General features: G+C 75.5%; 19 protein-coding genes, 4 tRNA genes and 1 pseudogene. 11 read left to right on the forward strand and 13 right to left on the reverse strand.

The features are described from left to right. Positions 1 to 372: 372 nt before the first annotated feature. Entirely contained in the window at positions 373 to 603 is a 231-nt protein-coding gene (locus ACI797_RS10810; RefSeq protein WP_456858605.1) for a hypothetical protein, read from the forward strand. After that, positions 600 to 1,022, forward strand: a pseudogene (locus ACI797_RS10815) (site-specific integrase); the annotation flags it as partial. The gene ACI797_RS10810 and the pseudogene ACI797_RS10815, both read left to right, overlap by 4 nt. A gap of 218 nt (positions 1,023 to 1,240) precedes the next feature. On the opposite strand, the gene ACI797_RS10820 reads toward ACI797_RS10815, so the two are convergent. Both ACI797_RS10820 and ACI797_RS10825 read right to left on the reverse strand, forming a co-directional pair. Beyond that, positions 1,241 to 1,313 (reverse strand) — tRNA-Lys (locus ACI797_RS10820). A gap of 213 nt (positions 1,314 to 1,526) precedes the next feature. Then, positions 1,527 to 2,408, reverse strand: coding sequence for a Rieske 2Fe-2S domain-containing protein (locus tag ACI797_RS10825; RefSeq protein ID WP_456858606.1), 882 nt, complete (start codon positions 2,406 to 2,408; stop codon positions 1,527 to 1,529). Between the two features lie 168 nt (positions 2,409 to 2,576). Between ACI797_RS10825 and ACI797_RS10830 the strand changes: the two genes are divergently transcribed. Continuing rightward, positions 2,577 to 3,071: a GtrA family protein gene (locus ACI797_RS10830; protein WP_456538486.1), complete on the forward strand. Its 495-nt coding sequence runs from the start codon at positions 2,577 to 2,579 to the stop codon at positions 3,069 to 3,071. 52 nt (positions 3,072 to 3,123) lie between these two features. Next, complete coding sequence (locus ACI797_RS10835; protein ID WP_456858607.1) at positions 3,124 to 3,468, forward strand: hypothetical protein; 345 nt, start codon at positions 3,124 to 3,126, stop codon at positions 3,466 to 3,468. On the opposite strand, the gene ACI797_RS10840 is transcribed toward ACI797_RS10835, so the two are convergent. After that, positions 3,469 to 4,104, reverse strand: coding sequence for an AMIN-like domain-containing (lipo)protein (locus tag ACI797_RS10840; RefSeq protein ID WP_456858608.1), 636 nt, complete (start codon positions 4,102 to 4,104; stop codon positions 3,469 to 3,471). 143 nt (positions 4,105 to 4,247) lie between these two features. On the opposite strand from ACI797_RS10840, the gene ACI797_RS10845 reads away from it, so the two are divergent. The 3 genes from ACI797_RS10845 (at position 4,248) to ACI797_RS10855 (ending at position 4,518) form a co-directional block, all read left to right on the forward strand. Beyond that, positions 4,248 to 4,320, forward strand: a tRNA-Glu gene (locus ACI797_RS10845). Positions 4,321 to 4,345: 25 nt separating this feature from the next. Beyond that, positions 4,346 to 4,419 (forward strand) — tRNA-Asp (locus tag ACI797_RS10850). 25 nt (positions 4,420 to 4,444) lie between these two features. After that, positions 4,445 to 4,518: transfer RNA gene (locus ACI797_RS10855), tRNA-Phe, on the forward strand. Positions 4,519 to 4,526: 8 nt separating this feature from the next. Here the strand turns inward: ACI797_RS10855 and ACI797_RS10860 are convergent. Beyond that, positions 4,527 to 4,736 (reverse strand): hypothetical protein, encoded by a 210-nt coding sequence (locus tag ACI797_RS10860; protein ID WP_456858609.1) that lies wholly within the window; start codon positions 4,734 to 4,736, stop codon positions 4,527 to 4,529. 159 nt (positions 4,737 to 4,895) lie between these two features. On the opposite strand from ACI797_RS10860, the gene ACI797_RS10865 reads away from it, so the two are divergent. Both ACI797_RS10865 and ACI797_RS10870 read left to right on the forward strand, forming a co-directional pair. Next, positions 4,896 to 5,630, forward strand: a complete 735-nt coding sequence (locus ACI797_RS10865) for a response regulator transcription factor (protein ID WP_456858610.1) — start codon at positions 4,896 to 4,898, stop codon at positions 5,628 to 5,630. A 44-nt stretch (positions 5,631 to 5,674) separates the two neighbouring features. Continuing rightward, a complete protein-coding gene (locus ACI797_RS10870) occupies positions 5,675 to 7,171 on the forward strand; it encodes a sensor histidine kinase (RefSeq protein WP_456858611.1) in 1,497 nt (498 codons plus the stop codon). A 1-nt stretch (position 7,172) separates the two neighbouring features. Here ACI797_RS10870 and ACI797_RS10875 read toward each other — a convergent pair whose 3' ends face one another. From ACI797_RS10875 to ACI797_RS10900, 6 genes are all read right to left on the reverse strand, one after another. After that, positions 7,173 to 8,192, reverse strand: coding sequence for a glycosyltransferase (locus tag ACI797_RS10875; RefSeq protein WP_456858612.1), 1,020 nt, complete (start codon positions 8,190 to 8,192; stop codon positions 7,173 to 7,175). Positions 8,193 to 8,348: 156 nt separating this feature from the next. Then, on the reverse strand, positions 8,349 to 10,046 hold the full coding sequence (locus ACI797_RS10880) for an NAD(P)/FAD-dependent oxidoreductase (RefSeq protein ID WP_456858613.1): 1,698 nt from the start codon (positions 10,044 to 10,046) through the stop codon (positions 8,349 to 8,351). Then, entirely contained in the window at positions 10,043 to 10,861 is an 819-nt protein-coding gene (locus tag ACI797_RS10885) for a hypothetical protein (RefSeq protein WP_456858614.1), read from the reverse strand. The genes ACI797_RS10880 and ACI797_RS10885 overlap by 4 nt, the downstream gene beginning before the upstream one ends. A gap of 178 nt (positions 10,862 to 11,039) precedes the next feature. Continuing rightward, positions 11,040 to 11,468 carry a VOC family protein gene (locus ACI797_RS10890; protein ID WP_456538477.1) on the reverse strand — a complete coding sequence of 143 codons (429 nt, stop codon included), beginning with the start codon at positions 11,466 to 11,468 and terminating at the stop codon, positions 11,040 to 11,042. Positions 11,469 to 11,478: 10 nt separating this feature from the next. Continuing rightward, positions 11,479 to 11,958 carry a helix-turn-helix transcriptional regulator gene (locus ACI797_RS10895; RefSeq protein ID WP_456858615.1) on the reverse strand — a complete coding sequence of 160 codons (480 nt, stop codon included), beginning with the start codon at positions 11,956 to 11,958 and terminating at the stop codon, positions 11,479 to 11,481. Further along, positions 11,955 to 12,623: a phosphodiesterase gene (locus ACI797_RS10900; RefSeq protein WP_456858616.1), complete on the reverse strand. Its 669-nt coding sequence runs from the start codon at positions 12,621 to 12,623 to the stop codon at positions 11,955 to 11,957. The genes ACI797_RS10895 and ACI797_RS10900 overlap by 4 nt, the downstream gene beginning before the upstream one ends. A gap of 188 nt (positions 12,624 to 12,811) precedes the next feature. On the opposite strand from ACI797_RS10900, the gene ACI797_RS10905 reads away from it, so the two are divergent. Then, on the forward strand, positions 12,812 to 13,024 hold the full coding sequence (locus ACI797_RS10905; protein ID WP_456858617.1) for a hypothetical protein: 213 nt from the start codon (positions 12,812 to 12,814) through the stop codon (positions 13,022 to 13,024). 216 nt (positions 13,025 to 13,240) lie between these two features. Continuing rightward, positions 13,241 to 15,310 (forward strand): transglycosylase domain-containing protein, encoded by a 2,070-nt coding sequence (locus ACI797_RS10910; protein WP_456858618.1) that lies wholly within the window; start codon positions 13,241 to 13,243, stop codon positions 15,308 to 15,310. Between the two features lie 3 nt (positions 15,311 to 15,313). Here ACI797_RS10910 and mftG read toward each other — a convergent pair whose 3' ends face one another. The 3 genes from mftG to ACI797_RS10925 are packed head-to-tail and all read right to left on the reverse strand — an operon-like array spanning position 15,314 to position 18,935. Further along, positions 15,314 to 16,777, reverse strand: coding sequence for a mycofactocin dehydrogenase MftG (mftG, locus tag ACI797_RS10915; protein WP_456858619.1), 1,464 nt, complete (start codon positions 16,775 to 16,777; stop codon positions 15,314 to 15,316). Beyond that, complete coding sequence (locus ACI797_RS10920; RefSeq protein ID WP_456858620.1) at positions 16,774 to 18,069, reverse strand: class I adenylate-forming enzyme family protein; 1,296 nt, start codon at positions 18,067 to 18,069, stop codon at positions 16,774 to 16,776. Before ACI797_RS10920 ends, mftG begins: the two co-directional genes overlap by 4 nt. Beyond that, positions 18,066 to 18,935 (reverse strand): MBL fold metallo-hydrolase, encoded by an 870-nt coding sequence (locus ACI797_RS10925; RefSeq protein ID WP_456858621.1) that lies wholly within the window; start codon positions 18,933 to 18,935, stop codon positions 18,066 to 18,068. Before ACI797_RS10925 ends, ACI797_RS10920 begins: the two co-directional genes overlap by 4 nt. Positions 18,936 to 18,974 lie beyond the last annotated feature (39 nt).

Below are 18,974 nucleotides of genomic sequence, written 5' to 3' on the forward strand. Positions count from 1 at the left end.
CTCGCGGCGCACGACATCGCCCGGCCCGTGCACGGGTCACGCGCCGGCTGGATCCTGCTGACCACCGCCGCCGCCGGGGCTGCCTGGACGGCCGGCTGGATGGCCGGGGTGTCCTGGGCGTGGCGCGCGATGAGTCCCCGTTACCTGCGCCGGACCCATAAGCGTCCGGGAGCGGCCCTCGTCAGCGCCGGGTTGCCTCTGCGGTCGTGAAGTCGCTCTTAAGCCGCCCTTAGGGCGAAGGTCCGTCGGTCGCGGCACCAACGCGGTGATCGGCGCAGTCCTCGACGGGGGAACCCGTCCGACTGCGCCAGCTCGGCCGACGTGCGCCCCCATGACCGCAGCGGGCGACCCCTCGTGCCGGCGATCGGTCACATGCAGCTCGAGCGGCTCCGCGCCGAGCACCTCGAGCAACTACTGACCGACGCGCTCATCGGCGACCGCGGACCGGTGACGGTGCGCCGGATCCACGCGACGCTGCGCTCGGCGCTCTCCTACGCGGTGAAGACCCGTCGCCTGGCGTTCGACGTGGCGAGCACGGTCACGCCGCCGAATGCTCCTCGACCAGAGGTGCAACCGATCGGCTCGGCCCGCTGTTCGAGGTGATCGCACCCTGCGATCTCCGCCGCGGCGAAGCTCTGGGGCTGCGCTGGGCCGACCTTGACCTCGCCGGGAAGACGGCGCGGATCCGGCAGACCGTGCTCGACGTCGGCGGCCGGCTGGCCTTCGACACCCCCAAGACTCGGTCGTCGGACGCGTTCGTGTCCCTCACGGACCGGGCGATCCAGGCGCTGCTGCAGCGCCGGCTCGGGCAGGACCTCGAGCGAGCAGCCTGGGGCAGCGCTTACCTCGACCACGACCTGGTCTTCACCCGCGAGGACGGTTCGCCGTTGCGTCCGGAGTACCTCACACGCCGGTTCGATGCGATCGCCCGGGCCGCCGGACTGCGGCCGGTGCGGCTGCACGACCTCCGGCACGGCGCCGCGTCGCTGATGCTCGCCGCTGGTGTGCCGATGGCGACCGTGTCGAAGATGCTCTGGCACTCCTCGATCGGCATCACCGTGGACACCTACCACCACCCGTCGGAGGACGTCGCCCGCGCCGCCTCGGACGCGATGGGGACGCTGCTCGACCAGGCCTTCGATCGGGCCGCGAGCGCAGCACGCGACCACACTGCGACCACATCGGCCGCCGCAGCCACCGACGCCGCAGACTCTGCGGGCAAAGCCGCAGGCCAGCGCGGTGGGCCCCGTGGGGATCGAACCCACAACCCGCGGATTAAAAGTCCGCTGCTCTGCCAGTTGAGCTAGAGGCCCGTGCACGGGCGAGTCTCCCAGACCCGGGAAACCGCGCGGGCACCGTCGCGCGAACACGTCCCGTCACCTGCCCGGGATCTTCCACCCGTTCAGGGGATCCCGCAGCACCGCCCCGGTTACGTAGCGTCATCGCCGTCGCGCTGACCCAGCCGATGCACAGACACCGGCCCGGCCCCCGTTCCCCCCGGGAGGCCGGGCCGGCCTTGTTCCGCCCTACTGGTGCCGGGACGGCAGCCGCGCCAGCACGTGCCCGGCCTGCATGCGCACCTCGAGCTTCTCCTGCGGGTTGGCGGCCGGGCCCCGCCGCGGCTCGCCGTCGTCCAGGTCGAACGACGAGCCGTGCCACGGGCAGACCAGGCAGCTCCTCCCCCGCACCTCCTCGACCGCCCCCTCGTACAGCGGGCCGGCCAGGTGCGAGCACGCACCGATGAAGACGTCGACGCGCCCGCCCCGGCGCACCACGGCCAGGGGCACCTCCGCGCTGCCGCCGGTCCCGGTGCGCAGCGCCGGACGCCCCTCGGGCAGGTCGTCCATCGGCCCCAGGTCGATCCAGTCCGACCCGAGCCCCCGTGCCGACGTCGCCGCGTGCGACGCCCCCGACGACTGCGCGTACGACATGTGCCCGCCGATCGACGCCGACGCCGTCGCGAGCCCCAGTCCGCTGTACGACAGCACCCGCCCCAGACCCCCGCGGCCGCGCGCCCGGGCGACCAGCGAGCCGACGTAGAGCCCGAGCGCCGCCGAGTTCAGCGCGGCGTGCAGCGCGCCGAGGCGGCGCACACCGGGGTCCTGCTCCGACCAGTCCGCCGCGCCGGCCAGGGCCGCCGGCACGGCGGCCACGACCCCCGTCCCGATCAGCGCGGTCGCGGCCGGGCGCAGCGCCGGGACGGCGTCCAGCAGCCCGGCGGAGGTCCAGCTGCCCACGGGGACCTGGACGAGCACCGGGTGCAGCGGGTGCCCCAGCCAGGTGCCGTGCAGGAAGTCCTTGAGCGCCGGCGGCCTCAGCGCGGAGCGGACCACCCGGCGCGCGGGCTCGATCGCCTTGTCGAAGGTCGGGACGTCGGCGATCCGGTCCAGGAAACCCATCAGGCTCATGGCCGCCCTCTACCCCCGCTGACGTGCGGCGAAGCCGACCGCTCAGTCCGGGGCCGCAGAACCGTCATAGGTACGAGTGACGATTCGCACAGCGGCGCCGGGCATGTTCGGCCGGTGCCGGTGGCTACAGGGATTGCTGTTGCCGGCGACTGCCCGGAAGGACCCGAGATGACCTGCGCGCTGCTCCACCGCTCTGCGGGGGAGGCGCCGACGCGTCATCTGGCGACCTCGTGGCAGCGCCTGGTCGACCGCCTGTCCCGGGACGACGGCACCGCGCAGTTCGCCCGCTTCGTCACCGTCGGTGGCATCTCCAGCGCCCTCTACGGGGTGCTGTTCGTGCTGCTCCAGGGTCTGGGCCACCAGCCCGCCAACCTCGTCGGCGCGGTCGCCTCGTCGATGCTGGCCAACGAGCTGCACCGGCGTCTCACCTTCCACGCCGGCGAGCGGGTCAGCTGGTTCACCGCCCAGTGGGAGGGCGGCGGGCTCGCCGTCGCCGGCATGGTCGCCACTGCCCTCGCGCTCGCCTGGTTCGACGCCGTCACCGACGACGCCGGCACGCTCGCGCGGCTCGCCGTCGTCGCCGCGGTCACCGGCGCGATCGGTCTGCTGCGCTTCGTGGCCCTGCGCTGGGTGTTCGGCGCGCGCACGCCCGACCGCGCCTGACGCCGGGCGCGACGTCCCCGCTCGCCGGCGGCGCCCGCCCTAGGCTCGCCGCATGACTGGCAGCACCACGACGACCACCCGAACCGCGCGCCTGGCCGCCACGGCCCTGGCCGGCGGGCTGCTGCTCGCACCGCTGGCCGGGTGCACCTTCACCTCGAACAACGTCTCCTGCTCGACGAGCTCGTGCTCGGTGACCCTGAACGGCGACGGCGCGACGGCCGACATCCTCGGCACCGAGCTGCGCTTCGGCGGGGTGGAGAACGGCCGCGCCAGCCTCGGCGTCGGCGACGTCAGCGTCACCTGCGCCCAGGGCGAGAGCGTCGCCGCCGGCCCGCTGCAGCTCGAGTGCACCGAGGTGACGGAGAACTCCGTGGAGCTCACCGCCACCGTCAACTGATCAGGCGTCGCGCAGGTCGACCACGATCCGGGTGGGGCCTGACAGGGCGAAGACGCGGAACGGCACCTGGCCATCGGTGCCGATGAAGGCCACCGACGTGCCCTCGAACGTGGCGTCCCAGGCGACCTCGGTCACCGTCCCGGTTCCGTCGCCCGGCAGCGGGTCGGGACCGGCGTACTCCTCCTCGCCGGTCGCGTAGGGGTAGCCGACGCCGGTGATCGTGACCTGCAGGACGGCGTCGCCGGCCACCTCGACCGGGTCGCCGCTGCCCTGCGAGGCGGCCTGGTCGACGTAGCGGACGTCCCAGCCGGGCGTGCCGGTCCCGGCCACCTCGAACACGACGCGGTCGAAGCCGTCCTGCCGGCCGGTGCGGATGCCGGTGACGGTCACCAGGGAATCGGGGGAGGCCTCGGTGGTGTCCGGCTCGGTGTTCGCCGGGAAGGACGGCTCGCTGCCGCCCGCGGTCCCGACCGGCTCGCTGGTGGCGGTGGCCTGCGTCTCGGAGGCCGACGGCGTCCCGCTGCCGGCCGCGGTGTCGGTCCCCGTGGTCTCCTGGCCCTGGCCGCCGCAGCCGGCCAGCAGGGCACCGGCGACGAGGAGGGCGACCGGCAGGGGGAGGGCACGTCGGTGGGTCACGGCGCCTAGCGTGACGGCGCGGACACGGCGGGTCGGGGACCGACGCGCCGGGGGCGCCGCGACCCGCGGGATCCGTGTCCCCCGGGGTGGTGTCAGCACCCCGCCGGAGGCCATGTATCGTTCTCCCTGCCCCCGGCGAACGAGCCCCCATCGTCTAGCGGTCCAGGACGCCGCCCTTTCAAGGCGGTAGCACGGGTTCGAACCCCGTTGGGGGCACGCACCACAGCAGCACCACCAGCAAGGCCCTGTAGCGCAGTTGGTTAGCGCGCCGCCCTGTCACGGCGGAGGTCGCGGGTTCGAGTCCCGTCAGGGTCGCTCTCCGGTGTTCCGGCGCCGGTCGGGGCAGGTAGCTCAGTCGGTACGAGCGCTCGCCTGAAAAGCGAGAGGTCGGCGGTTCGACCCCGCCCCTGCCCACACCTCCGTCAGCAGAGCTCCAGGCGCGCCATGTGCCGCCAGAGCTCCTTGTCGCCCTCGGACAACCCGTCCCAGTCGTCGTAGCTGTTGGCCTCCTGCAACTGCCGGGCCCGCCGGTCCACCCGCTTCTCGTCGAGCATCCGCGCCCGGGTCTTGTAGACCGACACGTGGTGGACGACGGGGTTGTGGCCCTCGTCCCGCTGCTGTGGATCGGTCATGCGCCCTCCTCCGTCTTCCGGAACAGGATCGGCGGAGTTCCGCTCGCGGCCGAGCGGACCGGCACCCGCCTCACCCCGGGGAGGGAACGCGGCGAACGCCCAGCCAACCTGCCGCCCGCTCTCAGACAATCCACAGGAACGGGCCCCACAGTGGTCGCCATGACGCAAACCGCTGCCTCCGGCGGCCCCCTGACCCGGCCGGACGGCACCCCGCTGCGGGTGCTCGCGGTCGACGACGAGGCCTCCATCACCGAGCTGCTGTCGATGGCGCTGCGGTACGAGGGCTGGGACGTCCGGACGGCGGCCAACGGGGCCGACGCCGTGCGGGCCGCGCGGGAGTTCCGCCCGGACGCGGTCATCCTCGACGTCATGCTGCCCGACATGGAGGGCCTGGAGGTCCTGCGCCGGCTGCGCGCCGACGCCCCCCTGCTGCCGGTCATCTTCCTGACCGCCCGCGACGGCGTCGCCGACCGCATCGCCGGGCTCACCGCCGGCGGCGACGACTACGTCACCAAGCCGTTCAGCCTCGAGGAGGTCGCCGCCCGGCTGCGCGGGCTGCTGCGCCGCACCAACCGTGCCGTGGCCGACGACAGCCTGCTGGTGGTCGGCGACCTCACCCTCGACGAGGCCAGCCACGAGGTGACCCGCGCCGGCGAGGAGATCCGGCTCACCGCCACCGAGTTCGAGCTGCTGCGGTACCTGATGCGCAACCCGCGCCGGGTGCTGTCGAAGGCGCAGATACTCGACCGCGTGTGGCAGTACGACTTCGGCGGCCAGGGCAACGTCGTCGAGCTCTACATCTCCTACCTGCGCCGCAAGATCGACCGCGGCCGCGAGCCGATGATCCACACGCTCCGCGGCGCCGGGTACATGATCAAGCCGGCCACCAGTTGACCCGTCGAGCAGCTCTCCGGCCGCGGCGCCCGCAACGTCTGTCGTTGCGGGCGCGGCTGCTGTGGACGTTCCTCGTCCCGCTCGGCGTCGTGCTGGTGCTCGTGGGCGTGGTCTCCACGATGGCGCTGCGGCAGGAGCTGATCCGGCAGACCGACGAGCAGCTCGCCGCCGCCGTCCAGCGCGGCGCCTCCGGCCCGGGCGGGGACGACGCGGGGATGCCGTCCCCACCCCCCGGCGGGTACGACCACGACGGCTACGACGGCCAGCCCGACGGCCTCGACAAGCGGGGGCAGGCCGCGGGGACGGTGGCCGCGGTCATCGTCGACGGCATCACCGTGCAGGCCGCCGTCATCACCGACGCCGGCCCGGTGAAGGACCTCGACGGCGAGCAGTGCGACGTCCTGGCCGAGGTCCCGGCCGACGGCGAGCCGCACACGGTGCACCTCGGCGGCGAGCTCGGCGCCTACCGGGTCGTGGCCACCACCGACGACGACGGCGAGGTCGAGCTGACCGGGCTGCCGCTCGGCCGGACCTACCACGCGGTCGAGAACCTGGTCACCGTCGAGGTGGTCGCCGGGCTGGCCGGGCTCGCCGCCGCCGCGATCGCCGGCGTCCTCGTCGTCCGCCGCACGCTGCGCCCGCTCGAGCACGTCGCCGCCACCGCCACCCGGGTCACGGAGCTGCCGCTGGCCAGCGGCGAGGTGACCCTGCCCGAGCGGGTCCCGGCCGCCGACACCGACCCGCGCACCGAAGTCGGGCGCGTGGGCACCGCCCTCAACCGGCTGCTCGACCACGTCGAGGAGTCGCTGCACGCGCGGCAGGCCTCGGAGATGCAGGTGCGGCAGTTCGTGGCCGACGCCAGCCACGAGCTGCGCACCCCGCTGGCCTCGATCCGCGGCTACGCGGAGTTCTTCCGGCGGCAGCAGGCCGACGGTCGCCTGCCCTCCCCCGACGACGTGGCGCACATGCTGCGCCGGGTCGAGGCCGAGTCCCTGCGCATGTCGGTGCTGGTCGACGAGCTGCTGCTGCTCGCCCGCCTCGACGCCGGCCGCGACCTCGAGCTCGGCGAGGTCGACCTCAGCGTCGTCGTCCTCGACGCGGTCAGCGACGCCCGGGTGGCCGGGCCCGGGCACTCCTGGGAGATCGACGTCCCGCCGGTCGCCGTCCTGCTGCCCGGGGACGCCGCCCGGCTGCACCAGGTGCTCGCCAACCTGCTCACCAACGTCCGGGCGCACACCCCGGTGGGGACGACGGCGACCGTGCGGCTGGGGGTGGACGCCGGCACAGCCGTCCTGGAGGTCGCCGACGACGGCCCCGGCATCCCCGCCGAGCTGCAGCCGCAGGTGTTCGAGCGCTTCGCCCGCGGCGACGCCTCCCGCTCGCGGGCGGCCGGCAGCACCGGGCTGGGCCTGGCCATCGTCGCCGCCGTCGTCGGCGCGCACGACGGCTCGGTCGCGGTGGAGAGCCGGCCCGGCCGGACCGTGTTCACCGTCCGGCTGCCCGGCGCCGAGCTGGGACGCCCCGAGGACGAGGCGGGGTAGGTCAGACCCCGGCGCGGTCGGCGGCCACCTGCGCGTACACCTGCTCGTGCACCCGGCGCACGGCGGCGAGCTGCTCGGCCCGCCAGGCGCGATCGGCCGGCCGCGACGCGGGGCGGGCCAGGGCGGCGCCGACCGCGACCGTGAGCGACACCGGGTCGAAGCCGTGCCGCTCGTCGTTGCCGTAGGTGACGACGTCGGACCACTGGTCGGCGAACCAGCCGCAGCTGGGCGCGACCACGCGGGTGCCGACGTCGCGGCAGATCTCCAGGTCGCGGGAGTGCGTGCCGCACCGCTCGGCCAGGACGGCGACGTGCAGCTGCTGCAGCTCGGCGGCCCACGCCGCGTCGTCCGCACCGGGCACCACCAGCTCGAGCGCGCCCTCGGCGGCCAGACCGCAGATGCCGGGCACGGACTCGTCCGGATCGCCGGGGACGCCGAGCAGGACGCGCAGCCGCCCGCCGCCGGAGACCGCGCCCGACAGCGCGGCCCGCACCACCCCGGCCGGGTCGGGCACCGCCGGCGAGGGGCAGCGCAGGACCAGCCCGACGGTCCCCCGCTCGGCGCCGAGCTCCGGCACCGGCTCGGTCACCGACGGGTGGGCGACGACGATCGCCGTCCGCCCGTACCGCGCGGCGATCTCGTCGGCCGCCCCGGGGGTCAGGGTGAGGACGACCTCGGCGGTCGCGAGCAGGGCCGCCAGGTGCGCGTCGTGCCGGGTGCGCGTGGGATGCGCCGCCTCGCGGAGCTGGTGCACCGTCAGCACCAGGGGGATGCCCAGCCGGCGCACCGTCTCCGTCCAGTGCTCCAGCGCGGCCACCGGCAGGTGGCCGTAGCCGCCGTGCACGTGCAGCAGGTCGACCTCGCCGGCGTGTGCGACGAGGTACCCGGCGTCCAGCCAGGGGCTCGGCTCGCCGTCCGGGCCCACGCGCACGGCGCCGGGCGGCAGCACCACCTCGACGTAGGCGTCGGCGAACGGCACGGTGGCCACCCGGAGGGCTCCGGGACGGCCTGGCGCGGACACGAGGGCGCGTTCCTCCAGCGGTCGTGCACGGCTCCGCAGGAGGCGGTGCGCTGCGACTCGGACGGGTCGACGGCCCGCGGACCCGGACCGCCGTCCGTTCCGCCTACCCGGCCGACCCCCCGCCCAATCCGGTTGCGCCCCATCGAGTGAACGTGGTCACGCCGGCGCCCGCCGCACCGCCGCCAGGTGCGCGTGCACCAGCGTGACGACGAGGGCGCCCTCCCCCACCGCCGACGCCACCCGCTTCACCGAGCCGCCGCGGACGTCCCCGGCCGCGAAGACGCCCGGGGTGCTCGTCTCCAGCACCGCCGGCGGGCGCTCCAGCGGCCAGCGCGGCGCCTCCGGCGCGTCCGGCCCGGCCAGCTCGGCGCCGGTGAGCAGGAAGCCCCACCGGTCGCAGGCGAGCACGCCCCGGACCCAGTCGGTGCGCGGCTCGCTGCCGATGAGCACGAAGAGGACGCCCTCCTCCTTGGTCTCCTCGCCCGTGTCGAGGTCGCGGACGACGACGCTCTCCAGGAAGTCCGTGCCGAAGCCGCCGACCACCTGCGCCCGGCCGCGGACGTCGATGTTCGGGATCGCCTCCAGCTCGCGGATGAGGTAGTCCGACATCGTCGCGGTCAGGTCGGCCCGCCGGATCAGCACGGTCACCCGCCGGGCGTACCGGGAGAGGTGCACGGCCGCCTGCCCGGCCGAGTTGCCGCCCCCGACGACGAACACGTGCCGGCCGCGCATCGCCGGGGCCTCGGCGATCGCGGCGCCGTAGAAGACGCCCCGGCCGGTCAGCTCCTCCAGCTCCGGCACGCCCAGCCGCCGCCAGCTGGCCCCGGTCGCCACGACGACGGACCGCGCGCACACCGACGTGCCGTCGTCGAGCGCGACGGTGTGCAGGTCGCCGTCGGTGGACAGGCCGGTCGCCCCGCGCATGAAGTGGAACGTCGCGCCGAAGCCCCACGCCTGCTGGTAGGCGTCGAAGGCCAGCCGGTTGCCGCTGACGCCGTCGGGGAAGCCCGCGTAGTTGCGGATCAGCGAGCTGGTGCCCGCCTGCCCGCCGATCGCCTCGGGCTCGACGACCAGCGTCGAGAGCCCCTCGGAGGCCGCGTAGACCGCGGCGCCGAGGCCGGCGGGTCCGGCGCCGACGACCACGACGTCGTGGACGGCCTCCGGGTCGAGCGGGGTCAGCAGGCCGAAGGCGATCGCGATGTCGAGGTCGCTCGGGTCCTGCAGCACCGTGCGCTCGGGGCGGAAGCGCAGGACGACGACGGGCAGCCGCGGCTCGTCGAGCCCGAGGTCGGCCAGCATCGCCTGCCCCGCGCGGGAGTCGGCGTCGTGGAAGCCGATCGGGATCTTGTTGCGGGTGAACGTGTCACGAAGGTGCTGCGCGCGCTCCGACCAGCGGTCGCCGATGATCCGGACCGCCTCGAACCCGCCGCCGCGCCGGTCGGCCCACTCCTCGACGAACTCGGTGACCCGGCGGTGGAACTCCTCGTCGGCCACCTGCTCGGGCGCGTTCACCCAGCGGTCGAGCTGGCCCAGCGTCATCGCCTCGAAGATGGGCCGGGCGGTCTCCCAGGCGCCCCAGCGGACCATCGCCACGGTGAGCGCCCCGGGGTGCTCGGCGTGCAGCTCGCGCAACCGGTCCAGCCCGTCGGTGTCGGCGTCGCCGTAGCCGCCGAACAGCAGCGCCACCGGCGGGTCGTCGGCCTCCGTGAGGCCGGCGCGGATCGCGGCGGCGTCCGCGCCGGCGACCACCGCGAAGTCGCGGTCGTAGCGGCGGTGCAGCTCCCGGGTCATCCGCTCGCGGATGGCCTCGTCCCGGGTGAGGACGACGATGGCCGCCTGCTGGCGGTCGCTCACGAACGGACCCGGCGCGGCTTGGGGGCGAGCCACCAGCCGGTCGCGCCGGTGGCGACGACGGCGACCGTCGTGACCGCGAAGGTCAGCGTAGGCGGGTCGTCCCAGTCCATCGTGCCGGCGAAGCGGAGCACCGCGCCGAGCACCATCACGCCGAAGACCGTGTACGCGATGGCGGCGGTGCGCAGCCGGCGCAGGTCACCGGCGAACGCCCCGAACGCCGTGGCGAGCCCGAACGCGAGCAGCCAGGCGGCCACCACCCGGGCGGTCAGCGGGGTCAGCGTCCACGGCCACAGCCGCTCCGACGTCGAGGGCACGACGAACAGCGCCACCCCCACGACGGTCAGCAGCAGCGACTCGGCACCCAGCGCGATCCGCAGGAACAGCGGGACCGGGTTGCGCGGCGGCGGGTCGATCCCCCGCGCGCGCTCCTGGGGCAGGATCAGCGCCAGCATGAGCACGGGCACGACGACGTAGACGCCGAGCCAGAACCACGCGGCCGCCCGCGCGATGAACCCGCTCTCGGCGAACTCGTCGGAGAAGTGGAAGCGGTCGATGTGGACGAGCGTCGCGATCAGCGTCAGGACGACGAACACCAGGATCGTCAGGACGGCGACGCGGCTGTGCGCCCACACCGGGTCCCGCAGGGAGAGGACGACGAGCACGAACCCCGCCGCGTAGCCGGCGCCGAGGAAGGCGGCGGTGAGCGGCGGCTGGATGGTCCAGGCGAAGAAGTCCTGGGTGTTCTCGGCCATGACGTAGAGCGCCCCCACGGCCAGCGCGGTGAGCACGCTGAAGGCCACCAGCAGGGCGCGCATGCTCGGCAGGACCCGGCGGATGCGACGCGACCGGACGGGTGCAGAGGTGACGGGTTCCACGACAGCTCCCGCTCGTCGGACCCCCGTGCGGCGTTTCGGGCGGCGCCATGCAACCACCACCCGCGCGCGCTGTCACCGGGTTTTGGAGTGACCACAGCCATCAACTCGAGGCGACGCCTCAGGCGAAGTCCTCCGGCTCGAAGGCGCGCGGCTCCACCAGCACGAGCCAGTTGCCGGAGTTGTCGCGCATCACGGCCTCGACGCCGTAGGGCCGCTCGGACGGCTCCTGGAGGAACTCCACGCCCTTGGCCGACAGCTCCTCGAAGGTCGTGCGGCAGTCGTCGACGGAGAGACCCAGCGAGCTCATCGAGCCGCGCTCGAGCGACCGGCGGACGAAGGCGGCGGCCTCCTCGTCGAGCGGCGGGCCGGGCGTCATGAGGGTGATCTCCAGCTCCGGCTGGCTGGGGTGGCTCACGGTGACCCAGCGGAAGCCCTCGCCCATGGTGATGTCGGTGCGGGGCGTGAAGCCCAGGACGTCGACGTAGAAGTCGCGCGCCGCGTCCTTGTCGAGGCAGTAGACGGTGACGAGGGAGACGTTGGTGATCATGCGGAGAACGCTAGGACGGGGCGTCGCTCCGGGGCTTCTCCGAGATTGCGCGCTTGGCCGGCGCGGTGCCGCTGACCCCGCCCGGGTCGAGCACGCCGGCCATGAACAGCCAGCAGCCTGGCACGTGCGGGCCGCCGCGCGCCGCCCACCGGTCGCGGTAGGCGGTCGGGCTCTCGCCCACCAGCTCCCGGAAGCGGGTGGAGAACGACCCGAGGCTGGCGAACCCCACACCGGTGCACACCTCGGTCACGGTGAGGTTGGCGTGCCGCAGCAGGTCCTGCGCGCGCTCGATCCGCCGACGGGTCAGGTACCGCATCGGCGTCTCGCCGTAGGTCGCCTCGAAGCACCGCACGAGGTGGAACTTCGACACCCCGGCGACGCGGGCGACGACGTCGAGGTCGAGCGGCTCCGCGTAGCAGCGGTCGATGTGGTCGCGCGCCCGGCGCAGGTGCACCAGCAGGTGCGCGCCGGGCACCCCGCTCGCCGTCACGGGTCGAGGTCAGGCGGCGGGGCGTCGCGGCCCGCCCGCGCCGCGGCGTAGGCCGGGGCCCGGAACCGCGCCATCGGCCCGTCCGGCAGCAGACCGTGCGGCGGGTGCCGCACCGCGTCGAAGCGGACGTCGGGGTCCAGCGAGCCGCGCGGGGCCGCCAGCACCAGCCGGCCGAACGACCGCCACGGTCCCTGCCCGCGCGCCGCGGCGAGGGTGAACCGGCGGCTGCCCCCGTCGGGGAACGCGGCCAGGCGCAGCGTCCCCGCGTCGGACCGGTAGCCCATGAGCGAGGTGTAGGCGGCGGCGGGGTCCCGGTGCACCGTGGGCAGCAGGCGCAGCAGCGGCGCGGTTCCCGTGGTGCTCAGCAGGAGGTCCACCGGTCCGTCCGGGATCCGGACGGCGAGGCCGAGCAGGTCCGGCAGCGCCGGCGGCAGCCCCGCACCCCGCGAGAGGCGGACGACGACGCGGTCGCGGGCCGGCTCGTCGAGCCAGGTGACGCCGAACGGCTCCGTCCCGGTCCCCCTCTCGAGCTCGCCGTCGAACACCACGCCGCGCGGGTGCATGGGCTTGCCCTGCCGCCACCGCGCCAGCGCGCCGAGGGGCGCGCCGACCAGCCGGCCGGCCGCCTCCGGGAGACCTGCTCCCCGCCGTCCTCCACCTGCCACGGCGCCGCCATACCCGGCGCGACCGCGCCCACCACGTCCACCGCTGCATGCGGCGGAAGCTGCCGAGAGCAGTGACCCGGCGTGTCGTGTCAACCGGCGAACTGTGCGCAAGCGGGGGCCGATCTTCGGGGAGATCTGCCTGCCCCGGCCCGGTGACACGGAACGGTTCATCCGCTTACGTTGGGTACATGCTCTCGACGCTGCTGGTCATCGGTGGAGTCCTCGTCGGGCTGCTCGTGCTCCTCGCCGTCATCGTGGGCCTGAGCGCCCGCCCCGCCCCGCAGCGGGGCCGCACGACGGCGGAGCGCACCCCTTCCTGGGTCGCCGACGCCGGCCGGCCGCACCCCGACGCGTGGTCGCCGCTGTCCACCACCAGCACCGAGATCCGCGCGATCCGGTGACCCCCTGAGCCCGGCGTCCCGGCGGCTGCGACGAGCGCGCCGCCGGGACGGTCCGGACGGTCCGGTCACGACCGGATCGCGTCGCGCGCAACCGACTTTCGCCGAGGGGTGCGCTCGGCCATGATTCCCGCATAGCGCGGGTCCGGAACCGTCCGGATCCGCTGGGCTCGCGCCGGGCCCCCGCACGGGAGCGCCCGGGGGGAAGCGGAGTCGGTCGTGCTCAGACGGAGGCACCCCAAGCTCCGGGCGTTGGCCCTGCTGTTCGTCGCGCTGCCGCTGGCCGGTGCGCTGACCGCCGCCGTCCTCACCCCCTGGGTGGTCGGCCCGGGCCTGGTGGCCAGCAACTCCGCGACGCTCCTCAGCCCCGAGGACTCGGGGCTCGGCGACGCGACGCCGCCCGGCAACACCGTCGTCCTGGCCGCCGACGGCTCGGTGCTCACGTACTTCTACCGGCACAACCGCACCCCCGTGCCCTCGGAGGCGATCTCGCCGCTGGTCAAGCAGGCGCTGGTCGACATCGAGGACTCCCGCTTCTACGAGCACAACGGCCTCGACGTCGAGGGCACGCTGCGGGCGCTGGTGTCGAACCTGATCGCCGGCGCCGTCCTCGAGGGCGGCTCCACGATCACCCAGCAGCTGGTCAAGCAGTCCCTGGTCGAGCAGGCGGAGACGCCGGAGGAGCGGCAGGCCGCGACCGAGCAGAGCGTCGGCCGCAAGCTGCGCGAGGCCCGGCTGGCCCTGGCCCTGGAGGAGCGCTACTCCAAGGACGAGATCCTCACCCGCTACCTCAACCTCGTGTACTTCGGGCAGGGGGCGTACGGCATCCAGGCCGCCGCGCGGCGCTACTTCAGCGTGGACGCGGCGAACCTCGACGTGCTGCAGGCGGCCACGCTGGCCGGCCTGGTGCAGACGCCGACGGCCGACAACCCCATCGACGACCCCGCCCGGACGCTCACCCGCCGCAACCAGGTGCTCTCGCGCATGCACGCCCTGGGCCACCTGTCCGACGCCGACCACGCCACGCTCACCGCCGCGCCGGTCACCGTGACGCCGAGCCCGCCCCCGCCGAACGGGTGCGTCGGCGCCGTGCTGGGCGGGTTCTTCTGCGACTTCCTGCAGCGCCACCTCACCGGGACGCTGGGCATCCCGCAGTCGGTGCTGGAGAACGGCGGGCTCACGATCCAGAGCACGCTGCGCCCCGACGTCCAGCGGTCCGGCGACGCCGCGGTGCTGCGGACCCAGCCGATGGGCGCGCCGCTGGCCGCGATCTTCACCTCCGTGGAGCCGGGCACCGGCCTGGTCCAGGCGATGAGCGTGAACCGCGTCTTCGGCTACGACGTCAACGACCCGGCCCAGGAGTCGGTGAACCTCAACGTGGCGGCCAGCCAGGGCGCCGGTTCGACCTACAAGGTGTTCGTGGCGGCCGCGGCCCTCGAGCGCGGGTTCCCGCCGTGGCACACGATCACGACCCCCGACCCCTACACGTCGACGGTCTACAAGAACGGCCGCGACCCGTACACCGTGCAGAACGCCGGCAACTACCCCCCGACGCTGAGCATGGTCGAGGCGCTGATCCGCTCCTCCAACACCTACTTCGTCGCGCTCGAGGACCAGCTGGGCAGCGTCGAGGGGCCGGTCCGGGCGGCGCAGCGGATGGGGCTGTTCTCGCTCGACCCGGTCGCCGACCAGGTGGTCGCCGAGAACCGCGGCTCGTTCACCCTGGGCGCGGAGGCGACCAGCCCCCTCGCCCTGGCCAGCGCGTACTCGACGCTCGCGGCGAACGGCACGCAGTGCGACCCCATCCCGGTCACGCAGATCCTCGACCCGGCCGGGCAGCCGTTCCGGCTCACCGCGGACGGCCCGCCGGTCGACACCGGCACCCACTGCGTCGTCGAGGCCATCCCGTCGTCGGTCGCGACCACGCTCAACGCGATCCTGGTGGGCGACACCGCGCTGCCGATCGGCACGGGCACCCGGGCGCGCATCCCGGGGCACGACGTCGCCGGCAAGACGGGCACCAGCCAGAACCGGTTCTCCATCGCCTTCATCGGCTACACCCCGCGCTACACCGCCAGCGTCATGGTGCTCAACCCGAAGCAGAACCAGGACGTCGGCACCTACGGCGGCGGGTACGCCGCGCAGATCTGGCGCGACGCGATGGGTCCGGTCATCACGGCCGGGCCGTACGTGCCCTTCCCGCCGCCGGGCATGGCGCTGGCGCCGCCGCAACCCCAGCCGCAGCCGCAGCAGGGCCCGCCGCAGGGTGGGTTCCGCCCCGGCGGGTGACCGTCAGCCGGTGACCAGCTCGGCCGCGCGCTCCCCCACCGCGACCGCCGTGGCCGCCGGCCCGCGGGCGGGCACCCCGGGCAGCACCGACGTGTCCACGACCCGGAGGCCCTCGACGCCGCGGACGCGCAGGCGCTGGTCGACCACCGCGCCGGGATCGCCCTCCGGGCCCATCCGCGCGGTGCCGCACAGGTGCACCGCCGAGCCGAGCGACGCGCGGATCCACCGGTCCAGCGCCGCGTCGTCGGCGAGCGCCGCGTCGTCGGGCCCGCCGCGCGCGGCGAGGAGGGGGGCGAGCGCCGCCGTCCGCAGCAGCTCGGCGGCCAGCCGCACGCCGTCCCGCAGCCGGCGGCGGTCGGCCTCGGCGGCGAGGTAGCGCTGCTCGACGACGGGATCGGCCGCGGGGTCGCGCGGGTCGAGCCGGAGCCGGCCGCGGCTCTCCGGGCGCTGCAGCGCCACCCGGACGACGAGGTCGCCCGCCGCGGGGTCGAGGCCCGCCGCCGCGAACGACGCGAGCCACGGCTGCAGCTCCAGGTCGCCGGTGTTCAGCGCGCCGTGCAGCGGCGCCGCGGCCGGGACGGGTCGGGACGGCGTCCAGGGCAGGTAGACGTCCGGGTGGTCGGAGCCGCCGGTGCCCACGCCGGGCAGGTCGGCGACGACGGGCAGGCCGGCCCGCCGCAGGTCGTCGGCCGGGCCGATGCCCGACAGGAGCAGCAGGTGCGGCGTGGCGACGGCGCCGGCGCTGAGCACCACCTCGGCGGCCCGCACCACGCCGTCGTCGGTGCGCACGCCGACCGCCCGCCCGCGCTCGACGACGACGCCGCGCACCGCCACCCCGGCGCGCACCGTGAGCCGAGGGTGGTCTCGCCGCGGCGCCAGGTAGGCCAGCGCGGCGCTCACCCGGACGCCGTCGGCGACGTTCACGGGGATCGGCCCGTACCCGGGCTCGGCGTCGGCGTTCTTGTCCGGCTCGACGGGAAACCCGAGCTCGTCGGCCGCGGCGGCGAAGGCGTCGGCGAGCGGGACGGGCGCCGGCCGGCGCACCGGCACGGGCCCGTCGGCGCCGTGGCCCGGTCGGTCGCCGAAGTCCGCGTCGGCCTCCAGCCGGCGGAAGGCGGGCAGGACGGCGTCGGCCGACCACAGCTCGTTGCCGGCCGCGGCCCAGCCGTCGAGGTCGGCGCGCGGCGCCCGCACGAAGTAGCCGCCGTTGACCGCGCTGGACCCGCCGACAACCCGGCCGCGCGGCACGCGGACGGTCCGCTCCGGGGTGAGGACGGCGGTGACCTGCCGGTTGGCGGGGTGGCCCGGCGCCGCGGCGCGCAGCGTCGACGCGTCCCGGACGTCGGGGGCGTCGGCGGGCCCCGCCTCGAGGAGCAGCACCCGGCGGCCCGCATCGGCCAGCCGCGCGGCGAAGGGGCAGCCCGCCGAGCCGGCGCCCACGACCACGACGTCCCAGTCGCCGGTCACAGGCCCAGCCGCTCCGGCAGGTCGAGCCGGCGCACCTTCCCGCTCGACGTGCGCGGCAGCTCGGTGACCGGGTGCAGCTCCTTGGGCCGCTTCGCCGGGGCCAGCCGCTCCCGCGCCCAGGCGCGCAGCTCGTCGGGATCGGCGTCCCCGACGTAGGCGGCGACCACCCGCTGCCCCCACTGCTCGTCGGGCACCCCGACGACCGCGCTCTCGACGACGCCGGGGTGCGCGTCGAGCACCGCCTCGACCTCGGCCGGGTAGACGTTGACGCCGCCGGAGATGACGAGGTCCTCGCGGCGGCCGTCGAGCCAGACCAGGCCGTCGTCGTCGACCCGGCCGAGGTCGCCCACGGTGACCTCGTCGCCACGCCAGGCGGCGGCGGTCTTCCCCGGCGCCCGCCAGTACTCGAAGCGCGCCCACCGGGGGACCCGGCACCACAGCTGGCCGCGCTCGTCGGCGCGCAGCGCCCGGCCGGGGCGGGCCCGGCCGACCGTGCCGGGCGCCGCGAGCCAGAGGTCGGCCGGGCAGACGGTGAACTGGGCCTCGGTGGAGCCGTAGAACTCGGTGACGCTGCCGCGCGGCGCCACGGCCAGCAGCGCCCGCTTGACCGGCTCGGGGCAGGGCGCGCCGGCGTGCGCCACGAGCCGGAACGACGACCAGGGGACCTGCAGCGCGAGCAGCCGCTGCAGGTGGGTCGGCACGCAGAAGACGGTGGTGGGCCGGTGCTCCTCGACCGCGCGCGCGGCGCGGCCGGCGTCGAACGGCCCGGGCAGGACGACGTCGCCACCGGCCAGCAGGGTGTGCGTGGCGAAACGGAGCGGGGCGGAGTGGTGCAGCGGGCTGAGCACCAGGTGCCGGTCGGCGGCGTCGAAGCCCCAGAGGTCGGTCTCCTCGGTGGCCAGCGCGCGGGCGTCGCCCTCGGCCAGCACCCCCGACCACACGCCCTTGCGCCGGCCGGTGGTGCCGGAGGTGTAGTGCATCGGCCGCGCCAGGGGGACGGCGGCCAGGTCGGCCTCGTCGGCGCCGAGCAGCCGCTCGGGGGCGTCGCCGACGTCGAGCGCGGCGTCGGCGTCCTCGGCCAGCGCCGCGCGCTCGGCGGCCGGCAGGCCCGGGTCCAGCACGACCGGGACCACGCCGGTGCGCAGCGCGCCCAGCACCACGGCGAGCAGGGCGGGCGACGCGGCCGCGCCCACCAGCAGCCGGTCGCCGGGCAGCAGCCCCGCGGCGGCCAGCGCGGCCGCGGCCCGGCGCTGGTCGCGCAGGCTCTCCGCCGCCGTCACGACGACGGTCATGCCAGGCGGACCGCCCCGCCGCCGGCGTCCTCGACCCGACCCTCGGACCGGAGCTTGCCCAGCGCGGCCCGGGTCGACTGCGCGGCGGCCGGCCACACGCCGCGCGGGTAGGCGGCGTAGATGGTCTCGACGAGCTCGTCGACGGTGCGCGGCCGGCCGGCGAGGGCGGCGACGATCTGCTCCTCGCGGTAGCGCCGGTGGGCGAAGTAGAAGTCCAGCACCGCGCCGGGGTCCTCGGTCAGCTCCGGCCCGTGCCCGCAGTAGAGGGCGCTGGGCCCGAGGTCGTGGACCCGCCGCAGCGACTCGAGGTACGCGACGACGTCCCCCTCGGGGTGGGTGACCACCGACGTGCCGCGGCCCAGCACGTGGTCGCCGACCAGCACGGCGCCCGACTCGAGGCGGAAGGCCAGGTGGTCGGCGGTGTGCCCGGGGGTCGGGACGACGCCGAGGATGGTGCCGGCCAGGGCCAGCCGCTCCCCCGCCGTCAGCACCCGCCCACCGGGCCCGGCGACGTCGGGGCTGCCCGCCGCCACCGGCGCGCCGAAGTGCCGGCCCCACGGCAGGGCGGCCTCGGCGTGGTCGCCGTGGTGGTGGGTGACGAGGACGGCGACGCAGCGGGCGTCGCGCGCGGCGAGCGCCGCCTCGACGGAGGCCAGGTGCGCCGGGTCGTCGGGGCCGGGGTCGACCAGCACCGCCTGCCCGCTGCCGGGCGCCCCGACGACGTAGGTGTTGGTGCCGTCCAGGGTCATCCCCGACGGGTTGGGCGCCAGCACCCGCGTGACCAGCGGCTCCAGGTCGGCCGTGCGGGGCATGGCCCCCGGTGCGGGCAGGGCCCATGTGGCTCGTGGGTCGGACGGGGGTTCCACGCCGCGCACGCTAGCCGTGCGCGGTCTGGGTCGTCCGAC

This window comes from Geodermatophilus sp. SYSU D00691, assembly GCF_054050275.1.

Excerpts from the sequence above, each read along its gene's own strand:
- ACI797_RS10810 (WP_456858605.1), top strand. The coding sequence starts at position 373 with ATGCAGCTCGAGCGGCTCCGCGCCGAGCACCTCGAGCAACTACTGACC.
- ACI797_RS10825 (WP_456858606.1), bottom strand. The coding sequence starts at position 2,408 with ATGAGCCTGATGGGTTTCCTGGACCGGATCGCCGACGTCCCGACCTTC.
- ACI797_RS10830 (WP_456538486.1), top strand. The coding sequence starts at position 2,577 with ATGACCTGCGCGCTGCTCCACCGCTCTGCGGGGGAGGCGCCGACGCGT.
- ACI797_RS10835 (WP_456858607.1), top strand. The coding sequence starts at position 3,124 with ATGACTGGCAGCACCACGACGACCACCCGAACCGCGCGCCTGGCCGCC.
- ACI797_RS10860 (WP_456858609.1), bottom strand. The coding sequence starts at position 4,736 with ATGACCGATCCACAGCAGCGGGACGAGGGCCACAACCCCGTCGTCCAC.
- ACI797_RS10865 (WP_456858610.1), top strand. The coding sequence starts at position 4,896 with ATGACGCAAACCGCTGCCTCCGGCGGCCCCCTGACCCGGCCGGACGGC.
- ACI797_RS10885 (WP_456858614.1), bottom strand. The coding sequence starts at position 10,861 with ATGCGCGCCCTGCTGGTGGCCTTCAGCGTGCTCACCGCGCTGGCCGTG.
- ACI797_RS10890 (WP_456538477.1), bottom strand. The coding sequence starts at position 11,468 with ATGATCACCAACGTCTCCCTCGTCACCGTCTACTGCCTCGACAAGGAC.
- ACI797_RS10905 (WP_456858617.1), top strand. The coding sequence starts at position 12,812 with ATGCTCTCGACGCTGCTGGTCATCGGTGGAGTCCTCGTCGGGCTGCTC.
- ACI797_RS10920 (WP_456858620.1), bottom strand. The coding sequence starts at position 18,069 with ATGACCGTCGTCGTGACGGCGGCGGAGAGCCTGCGCGACCAGCGCCGG.